13 protein-coding genes are annotated in these 15,485 nt (G+C 50.0%); all 13 read right to left on the bottom strand.

Going from position 1 to position 15,485, the window contains the following annotated elements:
• Positions 1–8: 8 nt before the first annotated feature.
• Positions 9–701: an HAD family hydrolase gene (locus ACTHS4_RS06885; protein ID WP_070825861.1), complete on the bottom strand. Its 693-nt coding sequence runs from the start codon at positions 699–701 to the stop codon at positions 9–11.
• The gene (locus ACTHS4_RS06890; protein WP_070825863.1) at positions 694–1,668 is read right to left on the bottom strand and encodes an ATP-grasp domain-containing protein; all 975 of its coding nucleotides are present in this window, start codon (positions 1,666–1,668) and stop codon (positions 694–696) included. The genes ACTHS4_RS06885 and ACTHS4_RS06890 overlap by 8 nt, the downstream gene beginning before the upstream one ends.
• Positions 1,655–2,272, bottom strand: a complete 618-nt coding sequence (locus ACTHS4_RS06895; RefSeq protein ID WP_070814983.1) for a sugar transferase — start codon at positions 2,270–2,272, stop codon at positions 1,655–1,657. Before ACTHS4_RS06895 ends, ACTHS4_RS06890 begins: the two co-directional genes overlap by 14 nt.
• The gene (locus ACTHS4_RS06900; protein WP_440365639.1) at positions 2,265–3,437 is read right to left on the bottom strand and encodes a glycosyltransferase; all 1,173 of its coding nucleotides are present in this window, start codon (positions 3,435–3,437) and stop codon (positions 2,265–2,267) included. The genes ACTHS4_RS06895 and ACTHS4_RS06900 overlap by 8 nt, the downstream gene beginning before the upstream one ends.
• Before the next feature lie 13 nt (positions 3,438–3,450).
• Positions 3,451–4,521, bottom strand: coding sequence for a glycosyltransferase family 4 protein (locus tag ACTHS4_RS06905; protein WP_070825865.1), 1,071 nt, complete (start codon positions 4,519–4,521; stop codon positions 3,451–3,453).
• A complete protein-coding gene (locus tag ACTHS4_RS06910) occupies positions 4,518–5,828 on the bottom strand; it encodes an O-antigen ligase family protein (RefSeq protein WP_070825867.1) in 1,311 nt (436 codons plus the stop codon). The genes ACTHS4_RS06905 and ACTHS4_RS06910 overlap by 4 nt, the downstream gene beginning before the upstream one ends.
• Positions 5,829–5,870: 42 nt before the next feature.
• Complete coding sequence (locus ACTHS4_RS06915) at positions 5,871–7,298, bottom strand: oligosaccharide flippase family protein (RefSeq protein WP_070825869.1); 1,428 nt, start codon at positions 7,296–7,298, stop codon at positions 5,871–5,873.
• A gap of 168 nt (positions 7,299–7,466) precedes the next feature.
• Positions 7,467–8,774 (bottom strand): nucleotide sugar dehydrogenase, encoded by a 1,308-nt coding sequence (locus tag ACTHS4_RS06920; protein ID WP_070460459.1) that lies wholly within the window; start codon positions 8,772–8,774, stop codon positions 7,467–7,469.
• 574 nt (positions 8,775–9,348) lie between these two features.
• The gene (ribD, locus tag ACTHS4_RS06925; RefSeq protein ID WP_070825870.1) at positions 9,349–10,452 is read right to left on the bottom strand and encodes a bifunctional diaminohydroxyphosphoribosylaminopyrimidine deaminase/5-amino-6-(5-phosphoribosylamino)uracil reductase RibD; all 1,104 of its coding nucleotides are present in this window, start codon (positions 10,450–10,452) and stop codon (positions 9,349–9,351) included.
• A gap of 14 nt (positions 10,453–10,466) precedes the next feature.
• Entirely contained in the window at positions 10,467–10,919 is a 453-nt protein-coding gene (gene nrdR, locus ACTHS4_RS06930; RefSeq protein ID WP_003748978.1) for a transcriptional regulator NrdR, read from the bottom strand.
• 199 nt (positions 10,920–11,118) lie between these two features.
• On the bottom strand, positions 11,119–11,961 hold the full coding sequence (locus ACTHS4_RS06935) for a class II glutamine amidotransferase (RefSeq protein WP_049333539.1): 843 nt from the start codon (positions 11,959–11,961) through the stop codon (positions 11,119–11,121).
• Positions 11,962–12,096: 135 nt separating this feature from the next.
• Entirely contained in the window at positions 12,097–12,933 is an 837-nt protein-coding gene (locus tag ACTHS4_RS06940) for a PHP domain-containing protein (protein ID WP_440365640.1), read from the bottom strand.
• Between the two features lie 60 nt (positions 12,934–12,993).
• The gene (locus tag ACTHS4_RS06945) at positions 12,994–15,390 is read right to left on the bottom strand and encodes a penicillin-binding protein 1A (protein ID WP_440365641.1); all 2,397 of its coding nucleotides are present in this window, start codon (positions 15,388–15,390) and stop codon (positions 12,994–12,996) included.
• Positions 15,391–15,485: the final 95 nt, after the last annotated feature.

Genomic DNA, 15,485 nt, shown 5'->3' on the forward strand with positions numbered 1-15,485 from the left:
AATGTCCCTTATGCATTTGCTTTTTCGGTGGCGGAAGTTGTCAGTGTAGTCAGTTCTTCCAGGGTGTTTATCCAAAGGGTGGGCTGGTATTCACGACCGTATTGCTCGGGCTCGGCTTGATGAATATTGTGCGGCTTAGGCATGATGCCTATGGAGAGCCAACCCAGTTTGTTGGGTGCGACAAAATCTTTTTTGATGTTGTCGCCGATGTAGATGAAACGTTTTGCAGCCGGATATTTGTTTTGCAGGAAGACAAAACGCTTATCGTCGGGTTTTTCCGATTGCATGGCTTCTGAAATCAAAATGTCGTCAAACAAATCGGTCAAACCCAAGGCCTGTATTTTCAAACGCTGTGTCAGACTGCGGCCGTCTGTAATCAGGGCGCGTGCGGCAAAGGGGCGCATCAGCTTCCGTAAAAAAGACGGTTCGACATAGGGTCGGATAACAGGCCTATGTAGTCGATATTGCCACAAAAGTGATTGTTTCTCTAGTTTGTTTAATTTGCAATGATGACACAAATTGTCGAGCCAGTCTTTACTTTTATTGTCTGCAATTTCATTTAGTACGTCAGCATCGTATTGCGGGTAAAGCGACGTAATTATCCCTACAACTGCCTGTATTCCGGAGCATTTGTAGTCGTACTCAGAGTAAAGCGTATCGTCAAGATCGAAGACGATAACGGATTCTTCCGGCTTAATCATGTTCTCTTACCAAAACCTTAGCATCGTAACGAAGCATGATTAAATTGTTTTCCCAGTCGTCGGAGAACAGGACGTCTTGGCCGCCGATATATTCTTGAATCAGCCAGCCCGGATAGTTGCCGCCTGCTGCGTAAGTCAGTGGGAAACCGCCGCCGAAGCGCGGGTTAATTTCCACACCGTAGGTTGTGCTGTCGGTTTTGCTGACGAAGAATTGCGCGGTAATGCAGCCGCGTGCGCCTTCCAATACGGCCATTTTTTCAATCAGCTCCTCATACAGGGCATTGCGTCGGGTTGCGCCTTTGCTGACTTCGCCGGTGCGCACTTCCAAACGTTCGCGAGGAATGGCGCATTTCAGACGGCCTTGACGGTCGTAATACATATCGACGGTAAATTCGGAGAAAGTATTCTCGATATCGATGTATTGGGTGAACATCATTTTCGGGTCTTCGGTAATGTCGACAGTCAAATCAGCCGGTGTGTTGATTTTTTTCGCACCGATGGCACGGCTGCCGTCATAAGGCTTGGTAAAACATGGGAAAACCAGGTGGTCCCGTTCGTAAATTTCAGGGGAACGGATGCTGTATTGTGCAAATAGGCCTGAGGTCAGGCGCTTGTCGCGGCATAGGGTAATCAACTTTGCATCGGAAATGACAATATGTATTCCTTCAGCTTCAAAACGGTCACGTACTTCGGCCAGTTTGAGCAGCTCGGTATCGATGGTTGGCACAATCAGACCGATGTCGTGTTGTTTGGCCAGCTCGAAAATGCTGTCAATGTATTCGGCTACATCGATGCGCGGCACGCTGAAAGCGCGGTCGGCAACATGGCAGGCAGAAGACATGTGGGGGTTGAGGTCAGTGGCAAAAACGCCGATACCGTCTGAAAAACGTGCGGCTTCGGTTTGAAAGTCCTGCACCAATTCGACACGGCGACCTGCCGACAGAATCAGTATATTATTTTTTTTCATCAGTTTTGTTACCCGTGAAATAAGGCATGGTGGCTTCCCCTTCGGCTGAGATGCCTTCTTTGACGAAGACTTTTTTAACTGTCAGGAACAAAATTTTTATATCCAGCCAAAAGCTAAAGTTGTCGATGTACCAAACATCGTGGGCGAATTTTTCATCCCATGAAATGGCATTGCGGCCATTGACTTGAGCCCAACCGGTCACGCCTGGTTTCATTTCGTGGCGGCGGTTTTGAAAGTCGTTGTACAACGGCAGGTAGTGCATCAGCAGCGGACGAGGGCCAACCAGACTCATCTCACCTTTTAAGACATTCCATAATTCAGGAAGTTCGTCCAAACTGGTGGCACGTAATTTTTTGCCGAAATCGGTCAGGCGTTCGCTGTCCGGTAGTGGGTTGCCGTCTTTATCGAGTGCATCGCGCATGGAGCGGAATTTAATCATTTTAAACGGCTTGCCATCTTTGCCCGGCCGCTCTTGGATGAAGAATACGGGCGAGCCTAGGTTTTTGCGGATGAGGTACACCAAAATCAAAAACACAGGCGACAGGATAATCAGTCCTGAAGCGGAGGCAACAATGTCAAACAGGCGTTTGAAAAATTTATTCATGAGCTAATCTTTCAATCAGGTTGACGATTTTTTGATAGGCAACGTCGCGCTTGAAACGGCGGACGATTTCTTCGGACTGAACAGGATCGCTTTTGCGCTTCAAAATATCTTTGGCGGCTTGAACGAAACCGTCCACATCGCCGGAACGGTAGTTCGCATGCGGCAGCAGGGTAAGGACTTCGGCAACTTCGTTGTTGACCTGGCTGTTCAGAATCGGTTTTTGCAAAGCCATATAGTCGGAGAGTTTGTTGGTAATCGATGCCATTGAATAGGACTGGATGGCGTTGATGGCAATGTCGCAGCCCTTGGCAACCGACATCATTTCGGCATAGGGAATGTAGCCGTAAAACTTGATGTTGTCGCAGGCGTATTGTTTGAGCCTGTCCAAATCAGGGCCGCCACCCATGATGTGCAACTCGACGTTTTCGCCGGCGTCCAACAGCTTGAGAACGCCTTTGCACACGGTTTCCATGTCATAGCTGTAACTGAGCGTGCCCAAGTAGAAAAAGCGGGTTTTGTCGTCACCAAAATCTTTGGCAGGCGCGGCATCGAGTTTCGGAAAGTCAGCACCGATATAGACGACTTCACCGGGTACGGTCGGATTGGCTTCTTTGGCACGGTCGAGATAAGTCTGCGATACGGCAACCAGCGCGTCTGCGTAGCGGTAGGCTTGGTTGGCGCGTGAAGCAAAGGGCAGCAGGTTGTGCGGTACTTTTTTCAAAAAAGGTACGACCGAGGAAAAAGACTCCGGCCATACGTCCTGCACATCGACAATCAGTTTGTAACCCAAACGGGCTTTGTGTTTGCCCAACAGTAGGTTGGTGGCAATCAGCGGATAGGCGGAAAAGACGACGTCTTGTTCGCCCGGACGGCAGTTTTCCAACCATTTTTCAAAATGTTTGACGAAGTGGTGATGGCTGGCCAAGCGTCCTAAAGACACGTTTTTGCTGTATCCGCTTTCTTCCAACAGCATGACTTTCAGACGGCCTTGTGAGGCGGCCTCGGCATCTTCGGGCCGTCTGAAAGATTTGTCGTAGTGCTTGAAGTTGCTGGTAATCAGCAACACGTCATGCGACTGCGACAACAGCTCGGCAAGATACCAGAAGCGGTTGAAATGCGGCTCGGACGGCAATGAGCAATAAGGGGCGACGATGGTAATGTTCATGTTTCAGACGGCCTTACATTTTGTACGCAGCCATGGTGGTGCGGTAGATTTCGTCATCGGAGCATAAGGTTTCGACGTGTTTGTGCAGGGCTTTACCCATTTGACCACGCAACTCTGGATGCTTGATGAGTGTATCGACGGCTTCGATAAATGCTTCGTCGTCGCCGAAAGGAATGCAGTAGCCGGTTTGGCCGGTAATGACCATTTCCGAAATGCCCGCCATGTTGTAGGTCACGACAGGCGTGTCGTAAAGGCCGGCTTCCAAAATATTGTTGCCGACACCTGCTCCGTGGTCGCCTACGCAATGCGGCGTGTTCACCAAAATATCGACTTCTTTGAAGTAGCCGGTCAAGTCGCGGACGCCGCCGAGGAAGGTGACTTTGTCTTCAATGCCTAAACGTTTGGCTTGGGCTTTGAGGTTGTCCATTTCTTCGCCGATACCTGCAACGTTGAGGCGTACAGGCATACCGCGGTCAACCATTTTCTTCAAAATATCCAACATCAGATGCACAGCGCGGACGGTGTCCAAACGGGAAAGCGTGCCCAGTTGGACATAGTCTTTGACTGTTTTTTCAGGAACGAAATCTACTTTGTGCAGGGCATTGTAGGTGTAGGTGATGCGGTTGGCAGGGAAACCGTAACGGATGAGTTTTTTACGTTCGTGTTTGCAGTTGCCGATGATGTACACGCCCAGCTTGTCGAAAAGCTTGGCGATTTTCGGATAAGTTTCCGGATCAAGGCCGCGCGCGTGGTAGAACACTTTGGTTTTCGGCGAAGCGAGCTTGGCTGCAATGGCACAGGCTGGAACGATACGCGCCATTTGGCAGTGAATCACATCGGGCTTCTCTTTTTTCAGCAGTTTCATATAGGCAAACATGCCTTTGACGTAACCCAAAAGACCACCTTGGTAAAAATCAATCGGCTGCCAACGGATGCCCAATGCTTGCGCTTCCTGAATCAAAGGGCCGTCTGAAGAGGCCAATACGATATCGTGTCCGCGTTGTTTGAGCAGGCGACCGAGGCGGAAAGTGGCGTTTTCAGTGCCACCGAGGCCAGACATGGAGGTAGTCAGGGTGATTTTCATGATATTCCCTTTGTTTTAGATGGGGTATAGCTATATGTGTAAGCGGCCTGATTTTGTAATTTGGATGCGACAAATGTGCTGTAAATGTAAATCAGCAGGCAGGGTAGCCAGATGAAGGGCATACGCAAAATGGTGGACGGAATAAAACCTGCTAACAAGAAAATGCCCAAGGCAACCCAAGCCAGTACGCGTGATTTGTTGGTTAGTGCACGGCTTGAGGCAGTGTAGAGGAAATAAAACGCTACAAATGCAATAAAGCCGAGCAGGGAAATTATGCCGAAACCCAGATACAGTTCGATGATGAAGCTGTGCGGGTTTTCAAAGCCCAAGCTGTCGCTCAAATGGCCGCCGAAATATTCGCGGAAGTTTTTAGGACCGTAGCCGGTCAGCAGCAGGGGCGGATTGTTCCAGAAGTAGTTGTAAATCTCCTGACGGTAGGACACAGAGTTGTCGCTGTCTAAATCGAACAGAAAAAGGTACACGCGGCTGGAAAAACGTTCAAGAAAAGGGTTGCCGTTAAGCGACAGCAAAAATTCCGCGATGACACGGGATGGAATCATCGATAATGTTAACGCGAGCAGTCCTGTGGCAATAACGGTAATAAAACCATTTTTACGATAAGCTATATAAATTAGTGAAATCAAAAGGTAGCAGGCAATAGCTGTGCGTGATACGCAAACAAAAATGGCCATACCTAGTAGTAAATATAATCCCCAGCCCAGTAGTTTCTCTTTGTGTTTGCGTCCTTGCAGTTGAAAGAAAAATAGGATGGCGGGTGCGAGGCAAACGGCAGTGGCAGCAAGGTTGTTGGGATTGAAAAACAGCCCTTTGAGCGAACCTTCTTTAATGGCCAGTTCATCACTGGCACTGACAAACTGAATGCCGGTAATCAATTCCACAAATGGTGGAATGGCAACATAAAGGGCAAAGACCAATAAAAACTTCTGAATAACGCCCAATGGATCTTCAGCGCGCATAAGCACTTGGTAAAACAAGTAGAAAAAAACCGGCACCGCCATAAAAAACAAGATGTCCATGTATTGAGTCGGCGTCAGCGACGTAATGCCCATGTGGATGGCAGGCCAGATGCACATGGCAGTCAGGGCGCAGAGCATGGCAAAAATCTTGCGCGGAATATGCTTGCTTTCCAGAAAAAATACGACAAAACCAAGCAGTACAAATATCAGGGTCAACGGGTTGTCGATACGCGGCACGCCGACCTTAAAGGACAGCGCGGGCCCCAGCATATAGGCTGCGAGCATGATGTATAGAATGTAAGTGTATAAGTTCAGACGTTTTATTTTCATAGTCGTTCTGTTGTTATCGTAGAGACGTGAATCTCAGGTTGGCTATTTTGCCGAACGGTTTAATTTGGCTTTGATTTTTTCGGTCGCGGCAAATAATGCGTGTTTGTATTTTAGGAACAGGAAACCCAGTCCGACTGCCCATGCCAGCGCAAACCAAATATAGTTGTCGCGCGTACCTAGCCAAGTGTAGGCAAGGCAGATTATCAGGCAGAGCGTTGAGTTGGTATAAATCTTCAGGCGCGGCAAAGGCTGCCACAGGCGTGAAGAGAATTCGGTTTTAAAGATAAAAAACAGCCAAAAAGCCGTTGCGCTGGCCATAGCCGCACCTTTTGCACCGAATTTAGGCACCAGCAGATAGAGCAGGGCAGTATTGGCGATAAAGGCAACGATGTTGATGACGGTAATCAGCCAAGTCGATCGGACGACGTTCAAACCGATGCCGCTGACTTCGGTCAGCGTATAAAACAGGGGGAAAAGCATACACGAGAGCAGGATAAATTGAACCTGCGTGTATTTTTCCGGCAGTATCCAGGTCGCCATCGGCGAGAAAATCCCGATGAGGCAAATCATTGCGCTGATGAGGACGGTCATGGAAAGCGTGATGTCGCCGATTTTGTCCAGATTGGTGTTTTCTTCTACCCATTTGAACACCAAAGGCGCCCAAATGGTGGAAAACACGCTTTGGAAAATCAGGGCGACGGCACCAAAGCTGACCGCCATCGAATAAATGCCCAACTCGTCCAAGCCAGAGATGTTTTTGAGGACAAAGCGGTCAATCGAAGTCAGGCCCCAATAGGCCAAGTTGCCGAATGCCAGCGGCAGGCCGTAGCGCAGGCCGTCCCGATGCAGCTCGGACGACCATTTTGCATGGGAAACGGCTTGCAAGTCTTGGCGCAGCTGATATATCAACAGTACAACGGTCAGTACTTGGGCGGCGGTGTAGGCAAAAACCAGCGAAGTAGTATTGGTAGGCAAGCCGGAAGCAATCACGGCAAAAACCAACACCAAAATCAAGAATTTCGGCGCAAGCTGGCTGACGGAAAAAGCCAATGCCTGCTCTTTCATCCGCAAAATCAGAGCTAAAAAACGGGTAATCAGCGTGGTGGCCAAGAAAATCAGAAAGAGAATCCCCAAATTTGCACTGGGGATGTCAAAAATGATTTCAGACGGCCATGATGCGTTTATCAGTAACACTAAAACCACAACCGCCACCGTCAGAATCAATGGCGATAAAAAAACGGATTTGAACAGCGCGGCCTTGTCTTTAACGGCGTAATAGTCGCGAATATAGGATTGGTCCAGTCCCAAGCCCAAGAGCAGAATGCTCAGTCCGGCAATGGTCTGCAAGAGTACGATACGGCCGATGTCTTCCGCAGGGAAGTACCATGAGATGAGTGGCAGGGAAAGCAGGCCAAAGGCGGCGCTTCCTAGCGGGCCCAATGCGTAGCCGAGGATTTTTTTCGCGTTCATATTATTTGTTTTCAGACGGCCAGAAGTTCGAGCTGAGCGTTTTTCGTAAGGTATGTGTTGTTACCGTTGCTGGTTTGCCAAGGCCGTCTGAAAAACAAATGGCCTTGGGAAACCGGCCGCCGTCCCGGTTGGGGAAACCGGAGGCAGCCGGATGCGTCTGAAGCAAGATTATGCTTTGATGACTTTAGGATTTTTCACTGGGAATTTGCCACGTGTATCGACAATCAGCTTGGCATGTTCGGTGATCATGTCATAGTCGAATTTGTCGTGATCGGTGGTCAGAACCACGCAGTCGTATTGGGCGACAGTTTCAGGGGTCAGCGCTTCGCTCTTCAGGTCGAAGTAGTGGTGGCCGGGGATATGTGGGAACTCTGGAACGTGCGGGTCAGAGTAGGAAACCACTGCGCCCAGTTTGTGCAGGCGGTCCATAACTTCCACAGACGGGCTTTCACGCATATCGTCCACATTTTTCTTGTAGGCGATACCCAATACCAAGATTTTGCTGTCTTTGATAGAACGGTTGTGGTCATTCAAAGCCAGGCCGACTTTTTCGATAACGTAGTCAGGCATATGGGAGTTTACTTCGCCGGCAAGCTCGATGAAGCGGGTGTTTACGCCGTATTCGCGTGCTTTCCAAGTCAGGTAGAACGGGTCGATAGGGATACAGTGGCCGCCCAAGCCTGGGCCCGGGTAATAAGCGACGAAGCCGAACGGTTTGGTCGCAGCGGCATTGATGACTTCATGAATGTCGATGCCCATTTTGTCGGCAACGATTTTCATCTCGTTCACCAAGCCAATGTTTACGGCGCGGTGGATGTTTTCCAGGAGTTTGGTCAGCTCGGCAGCTTTGGTGGAGCTTACTGGAACAACTTTATCGATGGCAGGTTGGTACAGCGCAAGGCCGACTTCCAAACAGGCAGGGGTATGGCCGCCGATGACTTTTGGAATGGTACGGGTTTCAAAGTTAGGGTTACCCGGGTCTTCACGCTCAGGAGAGTAAACCAAGAACACGTCTTGACCGACTTTCAAGCCGCCTTCTTCCATGCGCGGCAGCAATTCTTCTTCGGTAGTGCCAGGGTAGGTAGTAGATTCTAAAGACAGCACTTGACCGGCGCGCAGGTAAGGTTTTACCGCATCGGTAGTATCAATCACAAAGCTCATGTCCGGCTCGCGGTATTTGTTCAGCGGAGTCGGTACGCACAAAATGACGGCTTCTACTTCGCCAATGCGGGAGAAGTCGGTCGTTGCTTCAAACAGACTGTTGGAAGCAGCGGCAATTTTGTCGGAAGGGATATGCTCAATGTAGCTTTCGCCTTTGTTGAGCTTGTCGACTTTGTTGGTGTCAATGTCGAAACCCAAAACTTGGTAACCGATATCCACATAGCGCAACATCAGTGGTAAACCGACGTAGCCTAAGCCAACGATGCCGATTTTTGCGGTCTTATCGGCAAATTTTTGTATCGTAACGTTTTTCATGATGTCTTTCGTTTAATGAATGAGTAAATCGGGAGTGTTTTCCCGAAGCCTGAGTTGTTTGCTGCAACCGCATAGCCATAGCCGGCTGCCGTATCGTGTGAAGCCTTAAAACCATACTTATAATTACATTAGACGAAATCATAAGCACTTATCTGATTCGTCTCAATCAAAAAAGTTTAACGGTCGTTCAGACGGCCTGTAAGGTATGAAAAAGGTATTTTTGAATATTGAGTTTTTAGAAATTACACTCAACTAAATGTTTTAATTTTAAATATCTCTTTGTCAAATGCATGGTTCATGAAATTAAACTACCGTTTATGCCGTTTAAAACCCTTCTAGAATAAAAAATTTTAATAAATTTTCATGGCTTAACTTATCTTAATAATCCATTATTTCGTGATGAAAAAAAGGAAAATTTGTCGACAATCAGCTTGAGGATAGTTAACCCAAGTCAAAGTTTTAAATTGGAATACGTTATAAGCATTGTAATATATTGACGAAAAAACCACATTTATTGCAATGTAAATGATATATATATTCTATTGAAAATGGTTTAATTATTAAACTGAGGCAATTAGACGGATTTTTTCCGGAGGACCCATTTAATGTCCTTCCCGATGATTTCTACCGATTGACTTTGCCAAGGGCCGTCTGAAAGTAGGACGGCCGGATTTTCAGGAAGGGAGAAAAGAGGTTTGCCTGCACCTAACAGTTTCGGCGCTTGGTAGAGGACGATTTCATCTACCAATTCATCCTTCAGGAAGGCTGAAGCAAGTGTTGAGCCTGCTTCTACCAGAACTTCGCCAAAGCCAAGTTCTGCCAGTTGCGGCATGAGTGAAAGAAGATTGATGCGGCCGTTGATGTGTTCAGACGGCCTGATGATGCGGATATGTTCAAATGCACTTAGAGCCTGCAAACGTTGTTCGTCTGAGGAAAGGGTAACGATAACGGTCGGGCTGTCGGTATTGGTAACGAGGTGGCAGTCCAAAGGGATTTGCAGTTGGCTGTCCAAGACGATACGCGCAGGTTGGCGCAGGGTGGGGAAACTGCGGACGTTGAGTTTTGGGTTGTCGGCAAGTACGGTACCGATACTGGTCAGAACAGCGCAACTTTCGGCACGGAGAATTTGTACGTCTTCGCGCGCCGCTTCGCCGGTAATCCAAAAGCTGCGGCCGTCTGAAAGGGCGGTTTTGCCGTCCAAACTGGCGGCGCATTTGAGGCGGATAAACGGTCTGTCACGTTCGATACGCGACAGAAAACCACGGTTGAGTTCGCGTGCCTGAGCTTCCAACAAACCGCTTTCGGTACGTATTCCGGCGGCTTCCAGCATGGACAAACCTTTGCCTGCGACCAACGGGTTGGGGTCGGTCATGGCGGCGACCACGCGCGTTACGCCGGAATGAATCAGCGCTTCGGCGCATGGCGGTGTGCGGCCGTAATGGCTGCAAGGTTCCAGCGTGACATAGGCTGTTGCGCCTTTGGCCGCCGCTCCGGCCTGCCTTAATGCGTGAACTTCAGCGTGCGGCTCGCCTGCTTTGACGTGGAAACCTTGTCCGATGATTTGGGCGCCGTGTGCAATCACGCAACCGACGCGGGGATTTGGGGAAGTAGAAAACCGCCCAAGCTTTGCCAGCTCGAGGGCGGTTTGCATCATTTGGGTATCAAGTGCGGAAAACATGGTTTCAGACGGCCTTATTTGGCTTTACATTCGGCGATGACTTGGGTGAATTCGGAAACGTCTTTAAAGCTTTTATAGACGGACGCGAAGCGGACATAAGCGACTTGGTCGATTTTTGCCAGCTCTTCCATCGCCATTTCGCCGACGATGCGTGAAGCGACTTCTTTTTTGCCCAAACGGTAGAGGCGCTGCTCGATAAGGGCAACGGTTTCATCGATTTGTTCTTGCGTGACAGGGCGTTTGTGCAGCGCGCGCTCAAGGCTGGTTTGCAGTTTATGCGGATTGAAGGGAACCCGTGTGCCGTTGGATTTGATGACTTGCGGCATCCGCATTTCAACGGTTTCAAAAGTACTGAAGCGTTGTCCGCATTCCAAGCATTTGCGACGGCGACGGATGCTGTTGGTGTCTTCCAGCCATCGCGAGTCGGTTACTTGTGTGTTGGGGTGTTGGCAAAACGGGCACTTCATCGGGTTTCCTTGTCATACGCTCGGCAAGGTCGCTAAGCAATTGAATTTATTGTTTGTGACCTATTATTGTAGCGGATTGCGCTATTTTCGTATAGTAAAGGCTTTGACTATAGATTAAGTATAAAAAGGCCATCTGAAAGGGCAACTTGAGCGAAGTTGAGCTTTTCAGACGGCCTTGAGTTTTTCAGCCAATCAACCGTTAAACCGATACGCCGACGGCACGGGCGATTTCCAAACCTTCTTCCGCACTCATATAAACCGGATTCTCGGGACGGTCGCTGAGGACAATGTCGCCGTCTTGAAACATCACCAATTCATTGACTGCCAATTGCGACCAGGTTTCATCTCGTGTCAGGGGCAGGGTGGCGATGACGGAAACTTTATCGTTCGGGGTGGTCACTTCTGAAAAATCGACCATGACATCATCGTCCAGCAAACGCGCTTTACCAAACGGGGCTTTGCGCACGATGTAGTGCAGTAAGGTGCTGGCGTGGGCAAACAGGCAGTCGCCGTTGGACATTACGAAATTAAACAAGCCATAGCGGCGGATTTCATGGGTCAGGCCGGCGATGGCATCAAACAAAACTTCAGGTTCGGGCTTGGTGGCAAAGCGGCTGCGCAGGCGGTTGAGAATAAAGCAGAACGCGCGTTCGGAATCGGTCGTGCCGACGGCATGGTAGTACTCGCCCTGCTCGGGGTAAAAATCAATCAAATGGCCGTTGTGGGCAAACAGCCAATATTCGCCCCACATCTCGCGCATGAAGGGATGAGTGTTCGCCAATGAGGTCTGGCCTTGTGAGGCCTTGCGGATATGGGCGATAACGTTTTCAGATTTGATTTGGTAGGCGCGCACCAAGTCGGCAACGGGCGAGTTGGCGCTGGGTTTGTCGTCGTGAAACAAGCGCACGCCTTTGCCTTCGAAAAAGCCGATACCGAAGCCGTCGGCGTGGTGGTCGGTAATGCCGCCGCGACGGCGGAAGCCTTCAAAAGAAAACATGATGTCTGTGGGCGTGTTGCAATTCATGCCGAGCAGTTGGCACATGGCGTTAACCTTTATTTTTGGGGTATTTATAGGGTTATTATGGTGTATCGGGCAGGCAGTTTCAATATGTAGAGTGTGATATGTTTATAACTGTCTCATACTTGGCGGGCCGTCTGAAAAATTGCTGTCAAAAATTCAGACGGCCTTAAAGTGTTCCCAGACCGGGCGGCATTGTTCGGGTAAGTCGGGGCAGGCGCCGAGTATGCCGCCGCTGAAGTCGTTGAGGCGGTGGAAGTCGCTGCCTGCGCTGGCGAGAAAGTCGAAGCGGTCGGCAAGCAGGGCATAGTTGAGGCGGTCGTTTTTACAGCAGTTGCCACTGTGTACTTCAATCCCTGCGCCGCCGAGGTTTTTAAATTCTTGAAAGAGGTTTCGTTTGGCGGTGGCGGATAATTCATAGCGCATCGGGTGGGCGATAATGGCCATGCCGCCCGCGCCTGTAATCGCGGCTACGCAGTCTTCTAGTGTGGCCCATTCATGTCTGACGGAACAGGATTTGCCGTCGCCCAGATATTTGGTAAACGCCTGCTGTTTGTTTTTAACATGGCCTTCGCGGATGAGGAATTCGGCAATGTGGGTGCGGCTGGCCATTTCTTTGTTGGCGGCCAATGCCAGCGCGCCTTCATACGCGCCTGTTATGCCTTTTTTCTCCAATTTGGCGGCGATGGCTTCCAATCGTTTCAGACGGCCTTTGCGGACTTCGGCAAGCAGGCTTTGCAGGGTTTCGTTGTGTTCGTCAAAGTCCAAGCCGACAACGTGGATGGTGCGGCCGCGCCAAGTGACGGATATTTCCACGCCGTTGACGAAGGGGAGGCCGAGGGTATCGGCTTCGGCACGTGCTTCGGTGAGTCCGCCGGTGTGGTCGTGGTCGGTCAGGGCGAGCAGGGTGCAACCGTTTTTACGGGCGAGTCGGACAACTTCGGTTGGAGACAGCATGCCGTCTGAAACGGTCGAATGGCAGTGTAAATCAATCATGGTTTTGCTTTGAATTTTCTCAAAAAAGGCCGTCTGAACGTTTCAGACGGCCTTGATTTGTTAGAACAGAGAGTCCAGTTGTTGTTTGTTATTGTTGCCGGTATTACTTGGCAGAACTGGGGTTTCGTCTAATTCTTCACGGGCTGGCGCATTGCCGCTCTCGGTGCGGTGGCGGTTTTCATTCGGAACCGCGCGACGGGCAGGTTGAGCGGGGCGCGGTACAACGCCGCTGTTGTCCAAGGCCAGGTCGGAGCTGGTGGTCATGCGTTCGCGCATATACACTTCGCCACCGTTCGAAACCACGCCCTCAGGGGCTTTCATCGGTTTGACGCTGGTGCCTTTCAGGGCAAAGCGCATGTATTCTACCCATACCGGTACGGCGATTGTACCACCGTAACCTGCACGACCCATGCTGCGCGGTTTGTCAAAGCCGATATAGACGGCAGTCACAACGCTAGGGTTGAAGCCGACAAACCATGCGTCTTTGTTGTCGTTGGTGGTACCGGTTTTACCGGCGATGTCGGAGCGGCCGAGCGCGGCTGCACCGCGTGCGGTACCGACACGGACAACGTCCTGCATGATTTTGTACATGATGTAGGCGTTGCGCGGGTCAATGGCCTGAGGTGCGTTCTCACCGGCTACCAAAGGTTGCATTTGCGCTCTCAGACGGCCTTGGCTGTCGTAGATTTTGTCGATGACGTGGGCAGATACTTTGTAACCGCCGTTGGCAAAGACGCTGTAACCTTCTGCAATACGCAACGGCGTGGTTTCGCCTGTACCCAAAGCCATAGACAGGCTGGCAGGAATTTCAGACGGCTTGAAGCCGAAGCGTTGGATGTATTGTTGCGCGTAACCGATACCGATAGACATTAGGATGCGGATGGACACCATGTTTTTCGAAGCGGTCAAAGCCTGGCGCAGCGTGATGTAACCGGAATAGCGGCCGTCTGAATTTTTCGGGTTCCACACTTTGCCGTTTGCACCTTTGCCCGGCAGGGAAATCGGCGCATCGTTAATCATGGTGGAAGCAGTCATGCCTTTTGCCAAAGCGGCGGAATAAACGAACGGTTTGAACGTCGAGCCGGGTTGGCGCATGGCTTGAGTCGCGCGGTTGAAGGTTTTACTGTGGTAGTCGTAGCCGCCGACCAATGCGCGGACTGCACCGGTTTTCGCATCTAAAGACACCAATGCGCCTTGCAACAAAGGCTCTTGAACAACGGTAAAGGTATCGCCGCTACCTTTAACGCGAATGACGGAGCCGCGACGGATGCGGTCTTCGCCCATTTTTTCGTTGTTGACGGCACGGGCGGCAAAGCCCAAAGCGTGGCTGTTCAGCGTGACTTTACGGCCGCTTGGCAACTGAATCTGTACACCTTTGCGTGAGGCTTCCAATACAACCGCCGGAATCATTTTATCAACGGTGTAAAGCGTAGAAAGATATTGGCTGACGGTTTCTTCTACGTTGTCGCTTTTGCTCAGGTCGATGTAGTTTTCTGCACCGCGGTAGCTGCTGCCGCGGTCGAAGTTGCGCAGAACTTTGCGCAGGGCTTCGGTGGCCACGCGCTGGTGTGCAGTGTCGACAGTGGTATATACCTTAAAGCCTTGAGTGTAGGCATCTTCGCCGTATTTCTCAAACAGCTCTTGACGTACCATTTCGGCAACGTACAGGGCGCTTTGATCGATGTTTTGTACAAAACGCTCGTAATGCAACTCTTCTTTCAAAGCCTGATCGCGTTGCTGCAAGGTGATCATGCCTTCTTCCAGCATATTGTTCAGAATATAAGTCTGACGCAGTTTGGCACGCTCAGGGTTCACAATCGGGTTGTAGGCAGAAGGTGCTTTAGGCAAGCCGGCCAACATGGCGGCTTCGGCCAATGTTAATTCATTAACATTTTTATTGAAATAAATTTGGGCGGCAGATGCAAAACCATAAGCACGTTGGCCCAAATAGATTTGGTTGAAGTACAGCTCCAAAATCTTATCTTTGCTTAAAGACTGCTCGATTTTGTAGGCCAACAGGGCTTCGTTGAATTTACGGGTGAACGAACGCTCGCTGCTCAGGTAGAAGTTTTTGGCAACCTGTTGCGTAATCGTACTGGCACCGGATTGAACGCCGCCGGCCATGACGTTGCCGATTGCGGCACGCGCCACACCCCAAACGTCCACGCCCCAGTGGTCATAGAAGCGTTTGTCTTCGGCGGCAATCACGGCATCTTTCAAAATTTTCGGGAAGTCGCCGATTTTGGTAAATTCACGCCGTTGCTCGCCGTAAACGCCAATGACTTGGCCGTCTGAAGAATAAATCGTCAGCGGCATTTTTGGTTTGTAGTGTTGTAAAGAGTCCAAAGACGGCAGTTTTGGATAGGTTACCAAAATTGCAATTGCAATCAGACCTACACCAAAAAGAGCCAGTCCTAATAAGAGACCCATGCAGGTCGTTATAATCTTTTTAATCATGACTAGGTAATAATTTTGCCATTAATGGCGATAAATAAAGTAAAATGGGAAACGATTTCTATCAGCCACAGTCAATACTGTGTAAAGAATAAGAA

This window comes from Neisseria sp. P0014.S009, assembly GCF_051958155.1.
GTDB lineage: Bacteria > Pseudomonadota > Gammaproteobacteria > Burkholderiales > Neisseriaceae > Neisseria > Neisseria flavescens_C.